The organism is Flavobacterium sp. 9R (assembly GCF_902506345.1).
GTDB lineage: Bacteria > Bacteroidota > Bacteroidia > Flavobacteriales > Flavobacteriaceae > Flavobacterium.
The window spans coordinates 1,715,341-1,736,228 of record NZ_LR733413.1 but is presented as its reverse complement, the minus strand read 5'-3'; the positions used below and the strand labels follow the sequence as shown (position 1 = coordinate 1,736,228).

19 protein-coding genes are annotated in these 20,888 nt (G+C 35.7%); 16 read left to right on the top strand and 3 right to left on the bottom strand.

Features of this window, described 5'->3' with window-relative positions; genetic code table 11:
- The first annotated feature begins 9 nt into the window (after nt 1–9).
- From FLAVO9AF_RS07655 to FLAVO9AF_RS07605, 11 genes are read left to right on the top strand one after another with little or no spacing between them, the layout of a single operon-like run.
- Complete coding sequence (locus tag FLAVO9AF_RS07655) at nt 10–900, top strand: hypothetical protein (RefSeq protein ID WP_159686640.1); 891 nt, start codon at nt 10–12, stop codon at nt 898–900.
- Nucleotides 901–932: 32 nt separating this feature from the next.
- Nucleotides 933–2,081 (top strand): glycosyltransferase family 4 protein, encoded by a 1,149-nt coding sequence (locus tag FLAVO9AF_RS07650; protein WP_159686637.1) that lies wholly within the window; start codon nt 933–935, stop codon nt 2,079–2,081.
- Nucleotides 2,081–3,628 (top strand): glycosyltransferase family 2 protein, encoded by a 1,548-nt coding sequence (locus tag FLAVO9AF_RS07645; RefSeq protein WP_159686634.1) that lies wholly within the window; start codon nt 2,081–2,083, stop codon nt 3,626–3,628. The genes FLAVO9AF_RS07650 and FLAVO9AF_RS07645 overlap by 1 nt, the downstream gene beginning before the upstream one ends.
- Nucleotides 3,618–4,616, top strand: a complete 999-nt coding sequence (locus FLAVO9AF_RS07640; RefSeq protein WP_159686631.1) for a glycosyltransferase family 2 protein — start codon at nt 3,618–3,620, stop codon at nt 4,614–4,616. Before FLAVO9AF_RS07645 ends, FLAVO9AF_RS07640 begins: the two co-directional genes overlap by 11 nt.
- Entirely contained in the window at nt 4,616–5,425 is an 810-nt protein-coding gene (locus FLAVO9AF_RS07635; RefSeq protein WP_159686628.1) for a bifunctional 2-polyprenyl-6-hydroxyphenol methylase/3-demethylubiquinol 3-O-methyltransferase UbiG, read from the top strand. The genes FLAVO9AF_RS07640 and FLAVO9AF_RS07635 overlap by 1 nt, the downstream gene beginning before the upstream one ends.
- A 6-nt stretch (nt 5,426–5,431) precedes the next feature.
- Nucleotides 5,432–6,547, top strand: coding sequence for a glycosyltransferase family 4 protein (locus FLAVO9AF_RS07630; protein WP_159686625.1), 1,116 nt, complete (start codon nt 5,432–5,434; stop codon nt 6,545–6,547).
- A gap of 16 nt (nt 6,548–6,563) precedes the next feature.
- The gene (locus FLAVO9AF_RS07625; protein WP_159686622.1) at nt 6,564–7,553 is read left to right on the top strand and encodes a hypothetical protein; all 990 of its coding nucleotides are present in this window, start codon (nt 6,564–6,566) and stop codon (nt 7,551–7,553) included.
- Nucleotides 7,553–8,623 carry a glycosyltransferase gene (locus FLAVO9AF_RS07620; protein WP_159686619.1) on the top strand — a complete coding sequence of 357 codons (1,071 nt, stop codon included), beginning with the start codon at nt 7,553–7,555 and terminating at the stop codon, nt 8,621–8,623. Before FLAVO9AF_RS07625 ends, FLAVO9AF_RS07620 begins: the two co-directional genes overlap by 1 nt.
- Before the next feature lies 1 nt (nt 8,624).
- A complete protein-coding gene (locus tag FLAVO9AF_RS07615; protein ID WP_159686616.1) occupies nt 8,625–9,965 on the top strand; it encodes an O-antigen ligase in 1,341 nt (446 codons plus the stop codon).
- Nucleotides 9,937–10,953 (top strand): glycosyltransferase family 4 protein, encoded by a 1,017-nt coding sequence (locus FLAVO9AF_RS07610; protein WP_159686613.1) that lies wholly within the window; start codon nt 9,937–9,939, stop codon nt 10,951–10,953. Before FLAVO9AF_RS07615 ends, FLAVO9AF_RS07610 begins: the two co-directional genes overlap by 29 nt.
- Nucleotides 10,954–10,996: 43 nt before the next feature.
- The gene (locus tag FLAVO9AF_RS07605) at nt 10,997–12,388 is read left to right on the top strand and encodes a sugar transferase (protein ID WP_159686610.1); all 1,392 of its coding nucleotides are present in this window, start codon (nt 10,997–10,999) and stop codon (nt 12,386–12,388) included.
- A 105-nt stretch (nt 12,389–12,493) separates the two neighbouring features.
- On the opposite strand, the gene FLAVO9AF_RS07600 is transcribed toward FLAVO9AF_RS07605, so the two are convergent.
- From FLAVO9AF_RS07600 to FLAVO9AF_RS07590, 3 genes are all read right to left on the bottom strand, one after another.
- A complete protein-coding gene (locus FLAVO9AF_RS07600) occupies nt 12,494–13,624 on the bottom strand; it encodes a DUF4105 domain-containing protein (protein ID WP_159686607.1) in 1,131 nt (376 codons plus the stop codon).
- A gap of 296 nt (nt 13,625–13,920) precedes the next feature.
- Entirely contained in the window at nt 13,921–14,238 is a 318-nt protein-coding gene (locus FLAVO9AF_RS07595) for a rhodanese-like domain-containing protein (RefSeq protein ID WP_159686604.1), read from the bottom strand.
- 1 nt (nt 14,239) lies between these two features.
- The gene (locus tag FLAVO9AF_RS07590; protein ID WP_159686601.1) at nt 14,240–14,533 is read right to left on the bottom strand and encodes a rhodanese-like domain-containing protein; all 294 of its coding nucleotides are present in this window, start codon (nt 14,531–14,533) and stop codon (nt 14,240–14,242) included.
- 377 nt (nt 14,534–14,910) lie between these two features.
- On the opposite strand from FLAVO9AF_RS07590, the gene tgt reads away from it, so the two are divergent.
- The 5 genes from tgt to dnaB all read left to right on the top strand — a co-directional run bounded on the left by tgt (nt 14,911) and on the right by dnaB (nt 20,849).
- Complete coding sequence (gene tgt, locus FLAVO9AF_RS07585; protein ID WP_159686598.1) at nt 14,911–16,041, top strand: tRNA guanosine(34) transglycosylase Tgt; 1,131 nt, start codon at nt 14,911–14,913, stop codon at nt 16,039–16,041.
- A 96-nt stretch (nt 16,042–16,137) separates the two neighbouring features.
- On the top strand, nt 16,138–17,229 hold the full coding sequence (locus tag FLAVO9AF_RS07580) for an LptF/LptG family permease (RefSeq protein ID WP_159686595.1): 1,092 nt from the start codon (nt 16,138–16,140) through the stop codon (nt 17,227–17,229).
- On the top strand, nt 17,216–18,106 hold the full coding sequence (locus tag FLAVO9AF_RS07575; RefSeq protein WP_159686592.1) for a DMT family transporter: 891 nt from the start codon (nt 17,216–17,218) through the stop codon (nt 18,104–18,106). The genes FLAVO9AF_RS07580 and FLAVO9AF_RS07575 overlap by 14 nt, the downstream gene beginning before the upstream one ends.
- A gap of 109 nt (nt 18,107–18,215) precedes the next feature.
- On the top strand, nt 18,216–19,169 hold the full coding sequence (locus tag FLAVO9AF_RS07570) for an acetyl-CoA carboxylase carboxyltransferase subunit alpha (protein ID WP_159686588.1): 954 nt from the start codon (nt 18,216–18,218) through the stop codon (nt 19,167–19,169).
- A 141-nt stretch (nt 19,170–19,310) separates the two neighbouring features.
- Nucleotides 19,311–20,849 (top strand): replicative DNA helicase, encoded by a 1,539-nt coding sequence (gene dnaB, locus FLAVO9AF_RS07565; protein WP_159686585.1) that lies wholly within the window; start codon nt 19,311–19,313, stop codon nt 20,847–20,849.
- Nucleotides 20,850–20,888 lie beyond the last annotated feature (39 nt).

Below are 20,888 nucleotides of genomic sequence, written 5' to 3'. Positions count from 1 at the left end.
GAATCACAAATGAAACAATTTTTACTATACACATTAAAAATAGGATTACTTACAGTGTTTATCGCTGTGGTATTGGATTTTGGCTATACTAAAGTTTTTTTGCAATCCTCGAATAGAGGGAAAATTGAAAAAGTCTTCAATTCCAAAGACGAAAAGTATGATGTGGTCATTTTAGGGTCATCCAGAGCGAACAATCATTTTGTGTCACAAATGTTTGAAGACAAAGGGCTGAAAACGTTTAATTACGGGATGAGTGGCGGCCATTTGTTTGAAGCTTCCTTGTTGTTGAAATTGATGATTGAACGCAATTATCAAATTAAAAACGTCATTTTAGAAGCCGATTTGAATTTGTCGAACGACCATCAAGCGGAAGGAATATCGGCGAAATTCTTGCCATTCCTCCACGAATCCGAAACCATAAGAAGACATTTTGAAAAGGAATCCGATTATATGGAGTTGTATTATATTCCTTTTTACCGTTATGTGAAATACGATGCCAAAATAGGAGTTCGTGAGGTTTGGGATACTGCTAAAAAGAAACCTACGAGTTTGTTAGATAACAAAGGCTACTATCCTTTGGGCAAGAAACCGAATGCCAATATGAAAAATAATATTGCGAATTTGAACCCCTTGAAAAAGAACCAATATTATTATGAAATCAAACAGCTTTGCGAACAAAAAGGAATTAACTTTATTGCTGTAATGACTCCTATGTGTGGAAACACCAAAGGAATGGATTATTTTGATAAAGTGAAAAAACTATATCCAGAAATCCATAATTATGAAAAGGTAGTTTCAGAAGATCGTTATTTTTCATCTTGTGGACATCTCAATGATGCTGGAGCTAGGTTGTTTACAGCTAGAATTTTAAAGGATTTTTTTAATACCCCTCACAAGTAATTGTATCAGTTTTAAACGTGATTAACGAAAAAATGAATATAGCTTTTTTAACTCCAGAATATCCTCACCCCAATACGGGCCACTCTGGTGGTATTGGCACAAGTATTAAAAATTTGGCGATTGGTCTTTTGGCTCAAAAATGTAAAGTGCGAGTACTAGTTTATGGGCAAAGGGAAGATGCTATTTTTGAGGATGAGGGTATTTGTATTCAACAAATAAAAAACATAAAGTGTAAAGGATTATCATGGTGGTTGACTCGAAAAAAGATTCAAAGAATAATTAATCAATTGTATGATTCAAAAGAAATTGATTTGGTTGAAGCACCTGATTGGACTGGAATCACTTCCTTTATTACACCCAAGAAATGTCCAATTGTAATTCGATTACATGGATCTGATACTTATTTTTGTCATTTAGATAAACGCCCAGTGAAATGGATTAATAAATTTCATGAAAAAAGAGGGTTACAAAATGCTGATGGATTACTATCGGTAAGTCAATATACAGCCGATGTTACCAAAGCTGTTTTTGGGTTGGATAAAAAAATCACAATTATTCCAAATCCGATTGATACGCATTTGTTTAGTGCTAATGCTGAAAATTCAAATGAAGAAAAAAGCATATTGTATTTCGGAAGTATTATTCGAAAAAAAGGGTTGTTGGAATTGCCCTTGATCTTTAATAAGGTTATTGAAAAGAATCCTAAAACAAAATTGGTTTTGGTAGGCAAAGATGTTCCTGATATTACTACCGGAAACCCTTCTACTTGGCAAATGATGCAAGTATTATTTTCGAAGCAAGCTAAGGAGAAAGTGATGTATTTAGGAAGTATTCCGTATGCCGAAATAAAAGCTAAAATAGCCGAGGCTACGCTATGTGTTTTTCCTTCATTTGCAGAGGCCTTTCCAGTTTCTTGGTTGGAGTCAATGGCGATGCATACACCGATTGTCGCTTCCAATATTGGTTGGGCCAAAGAAATGATTGATGACGGTAAAAGTGGTTTTTTAGTAGATCCTAAAGATCACAATTTATTTGCAGATAGAATTAACGAATTATTGGAAGATATTGAATTGAGAAAGAATATTGGTATTTCAGCGCGATGTACTATTGAAAATGTATTTGACATAAAAAAAATTGCACTACAAAATGTCGATTTTTATGAATCTATAATTAGTAAATAGTGATTGTTATCTACCACAATACCAGACAAGTTACTCGGGTTACATCGGATAATCTAGAAGTAATTGATTTTGATGATTCAAAGTCAATAGCTTGGGTGCTGATGCATATTGCAATGCAATTTCCTGATAAAAAAATAGCTTGGTGTCATCAAGATTGTGAAAAGTTTGTGAACTGGAATGAATTTCCAAAGGTATTGCACCATAACAAAATTATGGCATCATTTTCTCCTTCTATTCAGATTTATTTAGGAAGCGAAATTGGTTATGTAGAGGAGTCTCCATTTATAAATGTGAATAAACGAGTGAGCTATCCTACTTGGCAAATGAGTAGTATTATTGGAGGGATGCACGCTTCTGTACTAGTTCGATTTAAAGAAAAAATTAAGGAGCGTCGTAATTTTGATTATTTTTTAAATAGTATGGCAAAATTGGGAATGCCATTGGGTTTATTATGTTATTCGGAGCCTAAATTGTTTAAAAATTTTCCTGAGTGCCCTCAAAATAAAGCAACTATTTTCACGCTATTTCAATTCGTATACCAACACTATAAAACGAGTTGGATGTTTTTGTTGTTGCTCAATTTGATGGTATACGAAAAACGATTGCCGATTTTTGCTTTTTTGAAGGTACTGTTTTATAGAAAGAGAAATAATAGTGCAATTTCTTTGGATAGTATTGTTGTTCATTCAAATAGAGAAGTGGTACAAGAAGCCACAATTGATGTTATTATTCCTACGATAGGTAGGAAGGCCTATTTGTATGATGTACTAAAGGATTTATCACGACAGACCCACTTGCCTAAGCGGGTAATCATAGTGGAACAAAATCCGATGGAGGGAAGTATGTCTGAATTGGATTATTTAAAAAATGAAAACTGGCCATTCAAAATCAAACACATATTTACCCATCAAGCGGGAGCTTGTAATGCGAGGAATCTGGCATTGTCTAAAGTGGATAGTGAGTGGGTTTTTTTGAATGATGATGACAATAGGTTTGAAGAGGACTTATTAAAAAAAACTATAGAGAACATTAAAAAGTATGGCGAAAAATGTATTACAACATCATACTTACAGCCCTACGAAAAATTACAGTATTTTAGTGTTCATCAAACAGGGATATTTGGTTCAGGTAACAGTTTTATAAAAGCAGAACTATTACGGAAGGTTTCTTTTGACAAAGCTTTGGAGTATGGTTATGGTGAGGATACTGATTTTGGATTGCAGCTCAGGAAAATAGGCGTAGATGTGATTTATTTCCCTGACCTAAATATAGTGCATCTTAAAGCGCCTATGGGAGGTTTTCGAACCCAACCTGTGCTGCATTGGCATAAGGAAGCTATACAGCCCAAGCCTTCGCCAACAATTATGTATGTTAAGCAAAAACACAATACTCAAGAGCAGATTTTAGGCTATAAAACAGTTTTGTTTTTCAAATTTTATAAGATGCAAAAAACTAGAAACCCTTTTATATACCTAAGGAAGATGAAAAGGCAATGGGATAGAAGCGTTTTTTGGGCTAATCAATTAAGAAAAATAAATGAAATTTAGTTTAATAATTTGTACCTACCAGCGTCCGAAGCCTTTGTTGCAATTGTTGCAGTCGGTTCAGGAGCAAACTTTGTATCCCGATGAAATTCTGATTATTGACGGGTCAACTAACGAGGCAACCCAAGTTATTTTGGAGCAAAATCATTTCCAAAACGTATGCTATTTTTTAGTGCCCAAAGAACAAAGAGGTTTGACCAAGCAACGCAATTTTGGAATCAATATGATAAGTGCGGATAGTGAAATCGTTTGCTTTTTGGATGATGATACGGTTTTGTCAACCGATTATTTTGAGCAATTACTAAACACTTATCAAAAATATCCAGATGCGCTAGGAGTAGGCGGGTACATTCATAACGAAACCAAGTGGGAACCTATAGATACTAATTATAAGCCTCTAATAGATGAGTTTTGTTTTGATGGATGGAAAAGAAAAGACGGAAGTCGATTTGTTTTAAGGAAAAAGTTAGGATTAGATAGTGATTGTTCGCCAGGATTTTCTTCTTTGTATTCACACGGAAGAAGTGTAGGCTTTTTACCTCCAAGTGGCAAAATTTATGAAGTAGAACAATTGATGGGGGGTGTTTCTTCTTTTACTAAAAAGGTGTTTGAAACACATCAATTTTCCACTTATTTTGAAGGCTATGGCTTGTATGAAGATGCAGATTTTTGTTTGCGAGTTGCTACAACAGGCAAATTATACCTGAATACAGCGGCTACATTGAACCATTATCATGCAGGATCAGGCCGTCCCAATCAATTCCATTATGGCAAAATGGTTGTGCGAAATGGTTGGTATGTATGGAGGATAAAGAATCCAAACCCCTTGTTAAAACACCAATTGAAATGGCATGCGATTACTTTATTATTGACTTTCATTCGATTTAGCAATACCTTTACTTCAAACCAACGTGAAAAGGCTTTTACTGAAGCTTGTGGAAGAATGATGGGATGGTGGAGTTTGATTTTTAATAAACCAAAAGAGAAGTAATGAAAACTATAGAATCAACCGTAGCAATAAATAAAAAGCAAGCTGAATTTTACAATACTAAAAAGAAAAATTGGATCACTCAGATTTGGTCTAAATTTAGAAATGGTACTTTGAATAGGATAAAAAAAGGTGTTGGTATACAAGATCAGGCTTATCTTAAACATAAGGAATGGTTTGGTGATTTGAGTTCGAAAAGAGTTTTAGATTTAGGATGTTTTTCTGGAAATTATTGGTCAATGTACTTGGCTGAGCATTCAAAAGTATACATCGGAATCGATTTGAGTGATGTGGCTATTGAAAAACTGCGTCAGCGTTTAATCGCTTTTCCCAATGCTAGTGCTTTAGCTATTGATTTTTTATCATCGGAGTTCAAAGAAAAGGATTTTGATTTAATCTATGCCTACGGAGTTTTGCATCATTTTGAAAATACAGAAATGCTAGTTGATAAGCTCAATGAAAAATTAGCACCCAAAGGACAAATTATAAGTTATGATCCATTGCAAACGAGTTTGCCCATAAAACTAATCCGATTACTATACCGTCCATTTCAATCCGATGCCGCTTGGGAGTGGCCATTTACCAAAAAAGTGTATTATCAGTATGAAGAGGCTTTTGCAATTATAGAAAGACATGGGCTTTTGGGTAAATCAAAATGGATGGCTTTGTTGTCTGTGTTGCCTTTTTCTGAAAAATGGAAAGCAAAAATAGGACAAAAGTGGCACAAAGAGGATTGGGAAAAATCTAGCACGTCCAACTCTGTATTGTTTAGTTGTATGCATTTAACTATGTTAATGGAAAAAAAGAAATAATTAGAAATGAAATTCGCTATTATCACTCACGTCATACATAAACAACAGGGGGATAAGTATTTTGCATACGCACCTTATGTACGAGAAATGAATGTTTGGGGGCAATTTGTAAAGCAGCTACTAATTGTTGGAGTATTTGAAGAACAAGAACCCACGGCTATTGATTGCGCTTATCATCATAAGGAGATTATTTTTATACCAATTGGCGCTATTGATGTGTTAAATTGGCAGTCAAGAATCACTACTTTTTTTAAACTACTAAAAATAGCTTGGCAAATTTTCAAAGCGATGTATCAAGCCGATCATATTCACTTGCGTTGTCCTGGGAATATCGGTTTGTTGGGATGTTTGGTTCAAATTTTATTTCCTTTCAAATCGAAAACGGCCAAGTACGCTGGTAACTGGGATCCTAAAGCCAAACAACCTTGGAGTTATCGTTTGCAAAAATGGCTATTAAGTAATCCCTTTCTAACTCGCAACATGCAAGTATTGGTTTATGGGGAATGGGAAGGCAGTAGTAAAAACATACTCCCTTTTTTTACCGCCACGTACTGCGAAGCCGAAAAAACATCTTTAAAAACTCTTACCTTTGGGAATACCATTCGATTTGTTTTTGTAGGAACTTTGTCTGAGGGCAAACGTCCGATGTATGCTGTAGCATTGATTGAAGCCTTATTTAAAGGAGGACATGATGTTTACTTAGAACTGTATGGGGAAGGCCAAGAAAGAGCAGTGTTGGAAAAGTATATTGAAAAAAATCATCTGGGGAGCTTCATCGAATTGAAAGGCAATCAATCAAAAGAAGTTGTTATGACAGCATACCAAAACAGTCATTTTGTACTCTTGCCCTCTCAAAGCGAGGGTTGGCCTAAAGCGATAGCGGAGGGGATGTTTTGGGGAAGTGTCCCATTGGCTACTTCTATTTCATGTGTCCCTTTTATGCTGGATTATGGTAATAGAGGGGTTTTGTTAACTGCTCGATTAGAACAAGATGTACAGGAAATTGAAGCTGTGTTGAATGATGAAATAGATTATTTGAGAAAAAGAAAGAATGCCTCCGATTGGTCCCGAAACTACACTTTGGATGTGTTTGAAAAAGAGATTAAAAAATTGATCAAATAAAATAAAATGAAATGAAATGAAGAAGTATTTAATTGGTATTTTGTTTTTTGGATTAATGATACTACTGGTCATTAATAATAGGACCCCTTTTTTTCAGCAAAAATCAGGAGGTTGGTCTGTAGGTTATGGAAGCTCTAAAGTTTATCCAAAGACTATACAAGTAAATCAAAATGAAATTTATTCTATAGAAGCTTTAAAAGCTCAAAATGACAGTACAGTATTTTTAGCAGATCCCTTTTTTGTAAAAGAAAAAGACACTTTTTATCTTTTTTTTGAACATAAAAAAACAAAATCCAATGCGGATATCGGTTTACTGACCTCAACAGATGGTAAAAACTATATCTACAGAGGTACTGTACTTAGTCAAGATTTCCACCTTTCCTATCCTCAGGTTTTTAAATATAAAAATGAGTTTTATATGGTGCCTGAATCTAAACAAGCTAATGCCGTTTTGCTGTATAAAGCGTATCGATTCCCTTTCGATTGGAGAGTTTGTGATACCTTGCTTTATAACATTAGATTAAAAGACCCATCGATTTATATTTCAGATTCCTTAAATATTATGATGGCTTCAGATGATAAGTTAAATTTATACTTGTATGAAGCGGATTCTCTTTTTGGAAAATGGAAACTTCATAAAAAACCAATTGCACTTATGGGAACAGAAGCTAGGGCAGGAGGTCGTTTTTTTGCTGATGCTAAAGGTTTGATAATACCCGTTCAGAACTGTACTAATGGCTATGGCTATGGTTTGTCGCTGTATCGTTTATCTTTTAATAACGATAACTACTCAATGAAAAGGGAAGTTCCGTTTTTCTTGAAAGGACAGATTAACATCAAAGAGTTTCGCGCCGGAATGCATCAATTGGATATCCAACAATTAGGTCCCAATCAATTTTATTATGTTTATGACGGAAATTATTTGAAGAACGATTCTAAAACCTTTAATTTATGGGGGCCTTTGAAATGGACTTATATTGATTTAAAAAACTGGCTATTTAATTAATGCGTATACTACAACTAATAGACTCCTTAGAAGCCGGTGGTGCGGAGCGAATGGCGGTAAATTATGCCAATGCACTTGCGAGTACCTTAGAGTTTTCGTCACTTGTAGCTACGCGAAAAGAAGGTTCTTTGTTAGAACAAATGGATTCAAAAGTGGCTTATCTTTTTTTGAATAAAAAAGGCAAACTCGACTTTGTAGCGCTATGGCGCTTGCGTTCTTTTGTTTTGCTACATTCGATTACCCATATGCATGCCCATAGTACTTCTTTTTTTATCGCCTTTCTATTAAAATTATGTTGTCCATCCTTAAAACTAATATGGCATTACCATTATGGAAACGATAAAGGAATATCGAATAAAAGACTTTTAATTTTTAAAGTTATAATTCCATTTTTTAACGGCGTAATTGCAGTGAACCAAAACCTGAAGGTTTGGATTGAAGATAAGTTGAAATATAAGGAAGTTATCTATTTACCCAATTTTGCATCTTCTAATAAAGCAGAGAATAAAACAATTCTTGAGGGTGTTGAAGATAAGCGAATACTATTCTTAGCAAATTTGAGACCAGATAAAAATCATTTTTTACTTTTGGAGGTGGCTTGTATGCTTAAAATTTCTCATCCTGATTGGACCTTTCACTTGGTAGGGAAAGATTTTGATGACGCATATTCTCTTGCAATAAAAAACAAGATAAGAGCATTTCAATTAGAAAATCAAGTATTTTTGTACGGAACAAGAGAGGATATTAACTGTATCTTGGATCAAAGCGATATAGGAATTTTAACTTCTGCTTCAGAGGGCTTGCCTGTAGCCTTATTGGAGTACGGGATGCAACCGTTGGCAGTAGTGGTAACAGCAGTAGGCGAATTACCGAACATCATAAATAATGGTCTCAATGGTTGGCTAGTACCTCCTAATGATGCTGTATCTTTTAGCAAGGCTTTAATTTCCTTAATTTCGAATACCTCTATAAGGAAAAGTATGGCATTGGCTTTACAACAAACGGTTTCGGAAGGATATTCCTCAAAAGGGGTTTTGCAAAAATACCTACAATGGTTAGAAAGTTTATAAAATGAAAAAAGAAGAGGTCGTTTATCTTTATTTAGTAGCCTTACATGCATTTTTTGGCTATGTGTTTTTTTTGTTTCCTTTTCTTAGTAAAGTGTATGGCATTGCGATATTGGGTTTTGGAATATATTATATTATCGAATCTAAAAATAAACATAACGAAGCGCTGCTAATGGCGGCTTATGCAGTAAGTGCCGAAATCATGCTCCGAATGACAGGCGGAACGTTTGTAAATGAATACGGCAAGTACCTCGTCATGCTCTTCCTTTTTTTAGGAATGCTTTTTTCAGGTTTTTCTAGAAATGCCTTGGTCTATTGGTTATTTTTGTTTTTTTTAGTGCCAAGTTTGGTATTATCAACGGTCACTTTAGATCTTACTACTGACGTTAAAAAAGCCATTGTGTTTAATATATCAGGACCAGTTTGTTTGGGGATTTCGGCTATTTATTGCTATAAACGGGAGCTCACTTTTCAGCGGATGCTTGGGATAATCACGGCTTTTTCTTTGCCTTTACTCTGCTTGGTCACCTATCTTTATTTTTACACCCCCAACATACAAGATGTGGTTACAGGGACACAATCCAATTTTGAAACTTCAGGAGGATTTGGGCCTAATCAAGTTGCTACCATTTTGGGATTGGGAATCTTTATCTTTTTTGTACAATTGATGCTTAATTCCTCTAATGGGATACTCCAAATCATTAATGGAGGTTTAGTGTTGTTTTTTGCTTATAGAGGCTTGATTACTTTTTCAAGAGGGGGAATCTACACAGGTGTTGCCATGGTACTTTTATTATTAGCGATATTGTATTTTCAAGCTAATTTTCAAACCAAGCCAAAAATTGCAGGGATTATTGTCTTGTCCTTCTTAGCTACTTTGGCGGTTTGGAGTTACAGTTCCATAAAAACCAATGGGCTCTTAGACAAACGCTATGCCAATCAAGATGCTGCGGGTAGGGAGAAGAAAAGCCAACTTTCTGGAAGGGAAGTTCTTATAGAATCAGAGTTAAAGATGTTTTATGAAAATCCAATTCTAGGAGTAGGTGTGGGAAAGAATAAAGAGCTTAGAAAAAGTCAAACAGGTATCGATTTGGCTACTCACAATGAAATTACTCGTATGTTGGCTGAGCATGGAACTTTAGGTATAGTTGGTTTGCTGATTTTATTGATAACGCCACTGTATTTATTTGCAGTTGACCGACAAAACATACTGGCGCTTTCTTTTTATGTATTTTGGTTGTTAACCATCAATCATGCAGCGATGCGGTTATCAGCGCCAGCTTTTATCTATGCCTTATCACTTTTAAAAGTTTATCGTGAAGCACCTGCTGTATATAGGAAATAAGCTCGCTAAAAATGGAAGCAATCCAACAGCCATAGATGTCTTAGGGCCTCTTTTGGAGCAAGAAGGATACCAAATCAGCTATGCTTCTATGAAACGCAATCGGCTGTTTCGTTTGTTAGACATGCTGTTTGCGACTTGCTTTGCTAGAAATATAGACTATGTTTTGATTGATACCTACAGCACCACCAATTTTTGGTATGCCTACTTGGTAAGTCAGTTGTGTAGAATAAGGAAGTTAAAGTACATTCCTATTCTACATGGTGGGAATCTTCCCAATAGATGGCAAACACATCCGAAAAGTTGTCAACGCCTTTTTTATCATGCTTATCGTAATGTTTGTCCTTCGCTTTACTTAATGGAAGCTTTTGGAAATGTGGGTTGCCCAAATTTAGTGCATATCCCCAATGCCATAACCCTGGAGAAGTCTAGTTATAAAGAACGCCCTTTAGCTAACCCAAAGATACTATGGGTAAGGGCATTTGCAGCACTATACAACCCAGAAATGGCTATTCATGTTTTTAATAAACTGCTAAAAACTTTCCCTAATGCGGAACTTTGTATGGTAGGACCAGATAAAGACGGGAGTGGTATAAAGACAAAAATACTGGCAGAAAATTTAGGAATTAAAGCGGATTTTAAAGGAAAACTAACTAGAGAGGAATGGACAGAATTAGCGCAAAACTATGATCTCTTCATTAATACGACTCATTTTGATAATACCCCAGTTAGTGTCATCGAAGCCATGAGTTTAGGTTTGGCAGTGGTGTCTACTAATGTTGGCGGCCTTCCTTTTTTGATAAATAATGGTGTAGACGGTCTTTTAGTAGCTGATAATGATGTGGAAGGCATGCATAACGCCTTACTTTTTTTGTTAAAAAACCCTTCAGAATTTATCAAAATCACAAAAAAAGCCAGAATAAAAGCTAGTTTTTTTGAATGGAATCAAGTAAAAGATAAATGGTTCTTAATTTTTAATAAAGACACCTAGAATAGTTAAAATTCAGTAACTTGCGTCAGAATACCACAGTTATATGAATAAGAAGAGAATGCATTTTGAACTTTCAGAACGAAAGTTCTTGTTACGGCTAGTAGACCTCATTGTAGTACTTGGGTCTTTGTACCTGATGACAGAAGTGTTCCATTTCACCTATTTTGAATTTTCAACCAACACTTTTTATTGGCCTATCGTTTTTTCTAGTTATTTACTGCTTCTCGGAGGTGTTTTTGAAATGTATAACCTTCAAGTTGCAGGCCATCCTTTTCAAATTCTCAAAAGTATTTTACTGACTACTTCAGCAACCGTTTTGTTGTATTTGTTGACTCCTTTTCTGTCTCCCCAATTGCCAAAAAGTAGAATACAGTTATTAGTGTTTTACAGCACGATTTTTTTTGCACTCTACCTATGGCGCATGTTTTATGTACAATTTTTAGCTTCGAATCGCTTTGTTCAAAATGTCATTTTAATATGTGATAAAGGGCAGCTAGAGCAATTAGTCTTAGATCTTGAAGATGCGGATCCCTACTATCGAATTATTGGCTATGTGAACTCAGACAGAGAGAATCAAGAAGCGATAGATTACAAACTAAAAAAGGAAATTCCAATAGACCAATTGACTAAATTTGTGAGGAGGTTTGGGGTTTCTGAGATTGTGGTTGCCTCCCAAAAAACAGATGGAATCACAACAGAATTGTACCAGCAATTACTTCATTTGTTGGAGTCTGGAAAAAGTATTCGAGAGTATGTTCATGTCTATGAAAACAAAACCCAGCGCATACCTGTACATCAAATTGCAGAGGATTTTTACCGTTTTTTTCCTTTTAGTAGGAGCAATCAAAACAAATTGTATTTGTATCAAGTGCGTCTTTTTGAACTTCTTTTTTCTGTAACGGGTATTGCAATAGGTGCCTTGATGGTCCCTTTTTTAATGGTAGCCAATTGGTTATGGAATAGAGGCCCTTTGTTTTACACACAAGAGCGTGTAGGGAAAGATGGAGCGCTATTCAAAATTTACAAATTTAGGAGTATGGTTGAAAATGCTGAAACTAATGGTGCCGTATTTTCTAAAATTGGAGACACCAGAGTAACGCCATTTGGGAAGTTTTTACGAAAAACCCGTATAGATGAAATCCCTCAATTTTTAAATATTTTAAAAGGTGATATGGGGGTAATAGGTCCACGCCCTGAGCGACCTATGTTCGTTGAAGAAATTTCAGCAATTATGCCTTTTTATGAAACCCGACATATTATTAAACCTGGACTTACTGGTTGGGCACAAGTGAACTACAATTATGGAGAATCCATAGAAGAAAGCTTGGTGAAACTACAGTATGATTTGTACTATATCAAACACCGTAGTGTCTTTATCGATATTAGCATTATTTTTAAAACCATTTCAACAGTAGTTTTTTATCGAGGGCAGTAAAATGAAAAAATCTCAATTCTCAAATTCCAAATTCCAAACTCAAATTCCAAACTCAAATTCCAAACTCAAATCCTAAATCTCAAATCCTAAATCCTAAATCAAAATCTATCGATTCTCCTTGTTTATTCGATAGACGATGAATGAAGTGACTCCAATCAAAGGTAAAAGAAACCAAAATGACGCTTTATTGATTAGTAATACAGTGTATAGTAAGAAGCAACCCCAAATAATGTAGCTCAACAATTGTATGGCTTTGTTGTTTTTTTGAAGTACAAAAAACATAAATACTAGCAAGGTAGGATTGAATAATAATACATTGTAATTGTTGGCCAATTCCGGATGTAACGAATACTCACCCATAAAAATAAAAAAGAGGCCTAAAATCCCAAGTGTAGTTAAAAAGACCATAGCAACACTTTTTTTTCTCCAAAACACAAGCAGCAACAAAAAAGCGCCATAGGTATAGGCGTTATTCCACCATGAACGATTTTGGGTTGGCGCTATAGTTAAAAGTGCAACAACAGGTTCACTTAAGGGTTGATGGTTAAGTTGGCTTTTTTTTAGACTTTCCAATAAATCGAACGGAAGAAATAGGGAAGTAGCTTTTTGATCTACTTTGGTTCCAAAAATACTACTTGTACCCAGTTGTTCGTAGAAATGATTTTTGAAGTAGGGGAATAATACCTCTCTGTAGGTCTTTTCAGTAGCGTCTTTTTTTGTGATTGCTTTTGTGCCAATTGTTTCGTTAAGCAAATCGACTACCATAGTTGTACAATTGCGATCAATAAATTTATAGGTATAGAAGCGTTCTTCTGACTTTAATGTTTTGTTGAGTTGATCAAAAAGCTGCTGTTTTAAGGGAAGTGATAAGCGAAGCTTTTGTTCATAAACACTTCTTCCCTCATATTGGTATCGTCCTATAAACTCCGAAAACGAGTCGGCTACCACAAAGTATTGTAAATCTCCTTTTGCAAATTTAGCTACAAAATTAGGTGTCGAAAAATCAAATGCGCCATAATTATAAACAACATCTAGGAATTGTTCTGGGTCAGCAATACGGACTGCGGTATGCCCGAAAAGGGAATACGATTCGTTTCCTGTAGCACAGGTTAGTACACTTACTGTTGCTTTTGGTGAAAGCGGTGCTAGCTGAGCTGAAACAACAGCGCCCCACAAAAAAAGAAGTACAGATAGATTTATTTTGTTTAGTCTTGCAAGTAAGGAAGTGATAGGCATAAAAGTACGCTTGAATTGATTTCAGGCGTAAAAATAAAGCATTCTACTGAGTTTACTTCAAAATTAATTTCAAAAAAGAAGTAAAAGCAGCTTGCCTTTTAAGCTTATTTTTTAGGTATTCCATTCTTTTGATGAACGCGTTTTGTGATTTTACTAGATTTATGTTGTTAGCAAACAAAAAGGCGCTACAAGATCTGTTAGTATCGCCTTTTTATTGTGCATTAGCTTTCTTCTATTACAGTCACAGAAAAGGAATAGTTTTGACTGTGACTAATAAGTTTTTTTATGTTAATGTGTTACAAGAGTTTGCTATTCAAGCTGCTCCATCCACCTCCATTGTAAACTTCTGTATAGCCACTTGCTTTTAAGATGCTTTTGGCAGAAGCGCTTCGCATTCCAGAGGCACAGCAAGTAATAATGACTTGATTTTTATTTTGTAATTGATTTAAATTTTGACGCAATACATCAACGGGGATATTAAGGGAACCTTTGATGTGACCTCCTCGGAATTCACCTTTGCTTCTTACATCTACGATTATAGCTCCTTGCTGAAGTAATGTTTTATAATTTATGGCTGGGCCAAGGCCGAAAAGGCGTTTTAAAAGAGTAAGCATATTAATCGATTTTGTTTTGTAAGGATTGATAAAAATTCACGTTCAACCAAGAGCCGCCATTCAGACACTCTATACCTTGCTGTGAAAGATAATATTCTGCCTGACCGCTGCGTCCACCAGAAGCACAACATAAAATGAGGGGAGTAGCCAAGGCTTTTATTTCCTCTAGGCGTTCTGGAATTTCATTTAGTGGAATATTGATAGAAGTAGCAACATGACCGCCCATAAATTCTTCTCGGGTTCTTACGTCTACAATGGTACCGCGGCTTTCTTTAATGAAATGTTCTAATGTCATAAGTATTCGTTTTTTTGTTTGAGTAAGGCAAAAGTAAAGGTACAAAATGGGTTTTTGAGTAACAATTGTTACACAATCAAATAAATTTTGGATTCCCGTAGGGACAGGTCGCGACTTGTTTCTAAATTATATGTATTGACAATATGTTGTAATTTATGTTTAGGTGTTTCTATAGATGCGTAAGGGATGGAAGCGGCATCCTCTTGGGGCGGGGTTCGACCCAAGAGATATAGTGTACAGCCCGACAGCGCCGTAGCTTGCGGAGGTGGTGATACGCCCAAAAGATAGCATTGTTAAATAAAATCCTAAATCGTAATTCGTAAATCTGAAATAAATTATCTTTGCCGTCCCGAACGGTCGGGAGAAAAACGAGAGAGATGAAATTTGATTTATTACAAAAAGATACACAGTCTAAAGCAAGAGCAGGTAGTATTACTACCGATCATGGGGTAATTGAAACCCCTATTTTTATGCCTGTGGGAACTGCAGGAACGGTAAAAGGAGTGCATCAACGCGAATTGGCAGACGATATTAATCCGGATATTATTTTAGGAAACACTTACCATTTATACCTGCGTCCGCAAACTGATATTTTGGAAAAAGCGGGAGGATTGCACAGATTTATGAATTGGGATCGTAATATTTTGACCGATTCAGGAGGTTATCAGGTGTACTCTTTATCGGCAAATCGAAAAATAAAGGAAGAAGGAGTGAAGTTCAAGTCACATATTGATGGGTCATACCATTTTTTTACACCTGAAAATGTGATGGAAATTCAGCGTACTATTGGAGCTGATATCATTATGGCTTTTGATGAATGTACTCCTTATCCTTGTGATTATCGCTATGCACAGCGTTCAATGCACATGACGCACCGTTGGTTGGATCGTTGTATCAATCATTTAGAAAAAGTACCTTATAAATATGGATATGAGCAAACATTTTTTCCTATAGTGCAAGGGAGTACTTATAAAGATTTGCGTCGCCAATCGGCAGAATACATTGCCAATGCGGGACAACAAGGAAACGCTATTGGTGGACTTTCGGTAGGGGAACCAGCAGAAGAAATGTATGCAATGACCGAAGTTGTTTGTGAAATCTTACCAGAAGACAAGCCTCGTTATTTGATGGGGGTAGGAACACCAATTAATATTTTGGAAAATATTGCTTTAGGAATAGACATGTTTGATTGCGTAATGCCAACACGTAACGCTAGAAACGGAATGTTATTTACCGCTAATGGTTCCATCAATATTAAAAATAAAAAGTGGGAAGCCGATTTTTCACCAATTGATGAAATGGGAATTACCTATGTAGATACTTTTTATACCAAAGCTTACTTGCGCCATTTGTTTGCATCGAATGAAATGCTAGGAAAGCAAATTGCTACGATTCATAATTTAGGATTCTATATGTGGTTGGTTCGTGAGGCAAGAAAACATATCTTAGCGGGCGATTTTAGACCTTGGAAAGAAATGATGGTCAAAAATATGAGCCAAAGATTATAAAAAAAATAGGAAGTTAGAAGTTAGAGATTAGAAGTGTCGGGAGACCAACAAATTTCTAACCTCTAACCTCTAACCTCTAACCTCTAACTTTAAGAAATGAAATTGACCATAATAGACAAATACATTCTGAAGCGCTACTTGGCGACTTTTGCAGTAATGTTATTGTTGTTTATCCCGATTGGAATTGTAATTGATGTTTCGGAGAAGATCAATAAGATGCTGGAAAACCAAATTCCATTTAAGGATATTGCTATTTATTATTCTAATTTCACCATTTATTTTGCCAATTCGCTTTTTCCGATATTTTTGTTTTTGTCTATCATTTGGTTTACTTCCAAATTGGCGAATAATACAGAAATCATTGCCATTTTAGGTTCAGGAATTTCATTTACACGTTTTTTAAGACCTTATATTATTGGTGCTTCTATCGTTTCTGTTTTAGTGCTGTTGATGGGTTTTTTCCTAGTGCCCTCTGCAAGTGAAGGCTACAACAATTTTAGATATACGTATTTGAAAGGAGGCGGGAAAGAAGCCATGCGAGGCGATAATACAGATGTGTACCGACAAATCAACGACCACGAATTCATCTATGTGAATAGTTTTAACCCAGAGACTAAAATGGCTTTTAATTTTTCGCTAGAGAAGTTCAAAAAAGAACAATTGGTTTCTAAAATTACCGCAAGTAGAATCAAATGGAATCCCAAGGACAGTACGTATACGCTTTATGATTACACCAAAAGAACTTTGGGACCAATGGGAGATAAAATTGAGAAAGCCCCTGAGAAAAAATTTGTTTTTGCATTTGATTTAGAAGATTTAACTCCTGTAGTGTATATTGCGGAAACCTTGAATCTTACCCAATTGAACGCCTTTATTGAAAAGGAACGCAAAAGAGGTTCTTCTAATATTAATACCTATTTGGTGGTGTTGTATAAAAAATACAGTGTACCTGTGTCCGCTTTTATCCTTACGATAATTGCGGTTTCGGTTTCGGCGATGAAACGCAGAGGCGGTATGGGAACCAATTTAGCTATTGGAATCGCCATTGCTTTTGCTTTTGTTTTCTTTGATAAAATCTTTGGCACTATTGCCGAGAAATCTTCATTTTCACCATTATTAGCCGTTTGGCTGCCCAACATCTTTTTCGGAATATTAGCAATTTATTTATTACGCAATGCCAAACGATAATTTAAAAAGTTACTTGAACCTCCATCTAATTGTTTTTATCTGGGGTTTCACTGCCATATTAGGCGCCTTAATTACCATCGATGCCGATTTTTTAGTTTGGTATCGAATGCTTTTTGCAGCACTTTTTTTGGGAAGTTTTTTGTTGATTAAGAAAATTCCTTTTCAAATTGCGTACAGTGCCGTTTTGAAATTAGTCTTTGTTGGATTGCTAATTGCCCTGCATTGGATTTTCTTTTTTGAGTCGATAAAGGTGTCAACAGTTTCCATAACCTTGTCTGTTTTTTCCTTAGGAGCTTTTTTTGCTTCTTTGTTAGAACCTATTTTTTATGGTCGAAAAGTATTGTGGTATGAAGTGTTTTTTGGGCTAGTAATTATAGCGGGATTAGCGTTGATACTTCAGGTAGAAATCAATTACTTACACGGTATGCTTTTGGCTTTGGTTTCTATTATTTTGGGAGTGGTTTTTACGTTATTTAACGGGAAACTAATCGCACATCACGAACCTTCGGTAATTGCTTTTTATGAGTTTTTGGCAGGCTTCCTTTTTATCAGTATTTATTTCCTTTTCAAAGGTTCATTTACTGTGGAATCCTTTGTTTTGACGCCTAAAAATTGGCTGTTAATTTTACTATTGGCTTCCATTTGTACTGCTTATGCCTTTACGGCTTCGGTGAAAGTAATGCGTCGCTTGTCTCCTTATACTGTGATGCTTACTACGAATTTAGAGCCGGTTTATGGCATTGTTTTGGCGTATTTTATCATTGGTGGTAAAGAAAAAATGAGTACCGAATTTTATATTGGAGCCTTGATTATTGTGATTACGGTCATCTTAAATGGTATCATCAAGCACTATATGGAAAAATCGAAAAAGGAGTAGTTAAATTGGATTTAATTTCGAGTTAAATAAAAAATAATCTTTCGAAACGATTTTAAATTTTTACATTTGCACATCCAGAATTGCAAAATAATACAAACGCAAAAATCCTATGGAATATTTAGATTTTGAGCTTCCCATTAAAGAACTAGAGGAGCAGTTAGAAAAATGCGTCATTATCGGTAAAGAGTCGGATGTTGATGTTACCCCAACTTGTAAAGAAATTAACAAGAAGTTAGTGGAGACCAAAAAAAACATCTATAAAAACCTTACAGCTTGGCAACGTGTTCAGTTATCCAGACATCCTAATCGTCCCTATACCTTAGATCATATTCGTGCTCTTTGCGGAGATACTTTTTTAGAATTGCACGGAGATCGTGGATTCAAAGATGATAAAGCAATGATTGGTGGTTTGGGTAAAATTGGAGGACAATCGTTCATGATTGTTGGGCAACAAAAAGGATACAATACCAAAACACGTCAATACCGTAATTTTGGTATGGCTAACCCTGAAGGATACAGAAAAGCATTGCGCTTGATGAAAATGGCTGAAAAATTTGGTATTCCTGTTGTAACCTTAGTAGATACTCCTGGTGCTTATCCTGGTTTAGAAGCAGAAGAAAGAGGTCAAGGAGAAGCCATTGCTAGAAATATTTTTGAAATGGTACGTTTAAAAGTGCCAATCATCACTATTATTGTGGGTGAAGGAGCTTCTGGTGGAGCTTTAGGAATTGGGGTTGGCGATCGTGTGTATATGCTTGAAAATACTTGGTATTCTGTAATATCTCCTGAGTCATGTTCTTCTATTTTATGGAAAAGTTGGGAGTACAAAGAGCAAGCAGCAGAAGCATTAAAATTGACTTCAGCTGATATGAAAAAACAGAAATTAGTCGACGATATCATTCCTGAGCCACTTGGTGGAGCACATTATGACAGAGAAACGACTTTCAAAACTGTTGAGCATTATATTTTGAAAGGTTTCAATGAATTGAAAGACTTATCAACAAGTGAATTAATCGCTCAAAGGATGGATAAATACAGTAAAATGGGTCATTTTAAAGAATAAATTCCTACAGAATATTTTGAAGTCCGAAGCCGTTTGGTTTCGGACTTTTTTTATGGTTATTAACAACAAAACGCGAGTTATGAACATTTATTTGTAATAACTCTAGGCGCTATACTATCTATTTTTTTTTAAATTCGCTTTATGGAAAATTTTAAATCAATAAGCCCTATAAAAGTGGATAAATCCACAATAATTAACCTAGAAAAAGGAAAGTTACCACCGCAAGTCCTAGAATTAGAAGAGGCTGTTTTGGGAGCGATGATGATTGATAAAAAAGGGGTTGATGAGGTTATTGATATTTTGCAACCAGATGCTTTCTACAAAGATGCACACAAACATATATTTGAGGCTATTGTTCAGCTGTTTACAGAGTCACAACCTATTGACTTATTAACAGTTTCTGCACAGCTTCGAAAAAACGGAAAATTAGACTTATCAGGAGGTGATTTTTACTTGATTCAATTAACGCAAAAAATATCTTCCTCTGCACATATTGAATTTCACTCAAGAATCATTCTTCAAAAGTACATTCAAAGAAGTTTGATTCGTATTTCTTCTGAAATTATTGAAGAATCGTATGACGAGACCACCGATGTTTTTGATTTATTGGACAAAGCGGAGTCAAAGCTGTATGAAGTGACGCAAGGTAACGTAAAACGTAGTTCCGAAACGGCTCAGAGTTTGGTGTTGCAAGCTAAAAAAAGAATTGAAGAAATTGCAGGTCAAGAAGGGCTTAGTGGTGTAGCAACTGGTTTTGAAAAATTGGATAAAGTAACATCGGGTTGGCAACCTTCAGATTTAATTATTATCGCGGCTCGTCCGGGTATGGGTAAAACGGCTTTCGTATTATCTATGGCCAGAAACATTGCTATCGATTTTCAAAAACCTGTAGCTGTTTTCTCTTTGGAGATGTCTTCCGTACAGTTGATTACGCGTTTGATTTCTTCTGAAACTGGTTTGTCTTCTGAAAAATTACGTACGGGTAAATTAGAAAAATTTGAGTGGGAACAATTAAGTACCAAGGTGAAAAACTTGGAAAAAGCACCTTTGTTTATAGATGATTCTCCTTCGCTTTCTATTTTTGACTTGCGTGCGAAATGCCGTCGTTTGGCTTCACAGCATGGTATAAAATTGATTATCGTCGATTATTTGCAGTTAATGACTGCAGGAGGAAATGGAAAAGGGGGCGGAAATCGTGAACAAGAGATTTCAACCATCTCTAGGAACTTAAAGGCTTTGGCAAAAGAATTAAATGTTCCTGTAATAGCGCTTTCACAGTTATCTCGTGCCGTTGAGACACGTGGTTCTAGTAAACGTCCTTTGCTTTCGGATCTTCGTGAATCGGGTGCGATTGAGCAGGATGCGGATATCGTTTCCTTTATTTATCGTCCCGAGTATTACAAAATTGAAGAATGGGATGATGAAGAGCAGTCTCCAACCGCTGGTCAAGCAGAATTCATTATCGCAAAGCACAGGAACGGTGGTTTAGAGAACGTTAGATTAAAATTCGTAGGTAGCCTTGGTAAATTTGACAACTTAGAGGATTACAGCAGTGGTTATGACGATTTGCCTTCTAGTATGAATCAGGAGGATTTTACTAGAAATTTACCAACAGCAAATGAAGCTTTTGGTAGTACCTTTAATAATGATCCAGAGGATGACAGTGATGTCCCTTTCTAAGACACCTTTATGAACAGCTACAATTCTTAGAAAGAGAAT

Excerpts from the sequence above, each read along its gene's own strand:
- FLAVO9AF_RS07625 (WP_159686622.1), top strand. The coding sequence starts at position 6,564 with ATGAAGAAGTATTTAATTGGTATTTTGTTTTTTGGATTAATGATACTA.
- FLAVO9AF_RS07590 (WP_159686601.1), bottom strand. The coding sequence starts at position 14,533 with ATGACATTAGAACATTTCATTAAAGAAAGCCGCGGTACCATTGTAGAC.
- FLAVO9AF_RS07605 (WP_159686610.1), top strand. The coding sequence starts at position 10,997 with ATGAATAAGAAGAGAATGCATTTTGAACTTTCAGAACGAAAGTTCTTG.
- FLAVO9AF_RS07635 (WP_159686628.1), top strand. The coding sequence starts at position 4,616 with ATGAAAACTATAGAATCAACCGTAGCAATAAATAAAAAGCAAGCTGAA.
- FLAVO9AF_RS07575 (WP_159686592.1), top strand. The coding sequence starts at position 17,216 with ATGCCAAACGATAATTTAAAAAGTTACTTGAACCTCCATCTAATTGTT.
- FLAVO9AF_RS07615 (WP_159686616.1), top strand. The coding sequence starts at position 8,625 with ATGAAAAAAGAAGAGGTCGTTTATCTTTATTTAGTAGCCTTACATGCA.
- FLAVO9AF_RS07600 (WP_159686607.1), bottom strand. The coding sequence starts at position 13,624 with ATGCCTATCACTTCCTTACTTGCAAGACTAAACAAAATAAATCTATCT.
- dnaB (WP_159686585.1), top strand. The coding sequence starts at position 19,311 with ATGGAAAATTTTAAATCAATAAGCCCTATAAAAGTGGATAAATCCACA.
- FLAVO9AF_RS07650 (WP_159686637.1), top strand. The coding sequence starts at position 933 with ATGAATATAGCTTTTTTAACTCCAGAATATCCTCACCCCAATACGGGC.
- FLAVO9AF_RS07630 (WP_159686625.1), top strand. The coding sequence starts at position 5,432 with ATGAAATTCGCTATTATCACTCACGTCATACATAAACAACAGGGGGAT.
- FLAVO9AF_RS07580 (WP_159686595.1), top strand. The coding sequence starts at position 16,138 with ATGAAATTGACCATAATAGACAAATACATTCTGAAGCGCTACTTGGCG.
- tgt (WP_159686598.1), top strand. The coding sequence starts at position 14,911 with ATGAAATTTGATTTATTACAAAAAGATACACAGTCTAAAGCAAGAGCA.
- FLAVO9AF_RS07620 (WP_159686619.1), top strand. The coding sequence starts at position 7,553 with ATGCGTATACTACAACTAATAGACTCCTTAGAAGCCGGTGGTGCGGAG.
- FLAVO9AF_RS07595 (WP_159686604.1), bottom strand. The coding sequence starts at position 14,238 with ATGCTTACTCTTTTAAAACGCCTTTTCGGCCTTGGCCCAGCCATAAAT.
- FLAVO9AF_RS07570 (WP_159686588.1), top strand. The coding sequence starts at position 18,216 with ATGGAATATTTAGATTTTGAGCTTCCCATTAAAGAACTAGAGGAGCAG.
- FLAVO9AF_RS07640 (WP_159686631.1), top strand. The coding sequence starts at position 3,618 with ATGAAATTTAGTTTAATAATTTGTACCTACCAGCGTCCGAAGCCTTTG.
- FLAVO9AF_RS07655 (WP_159686640.1), top strand. The coding sequence starts at position 10 with ATGAAACAATTTTTACTATACACATTAAAAATAGGATTACTTACAGTG.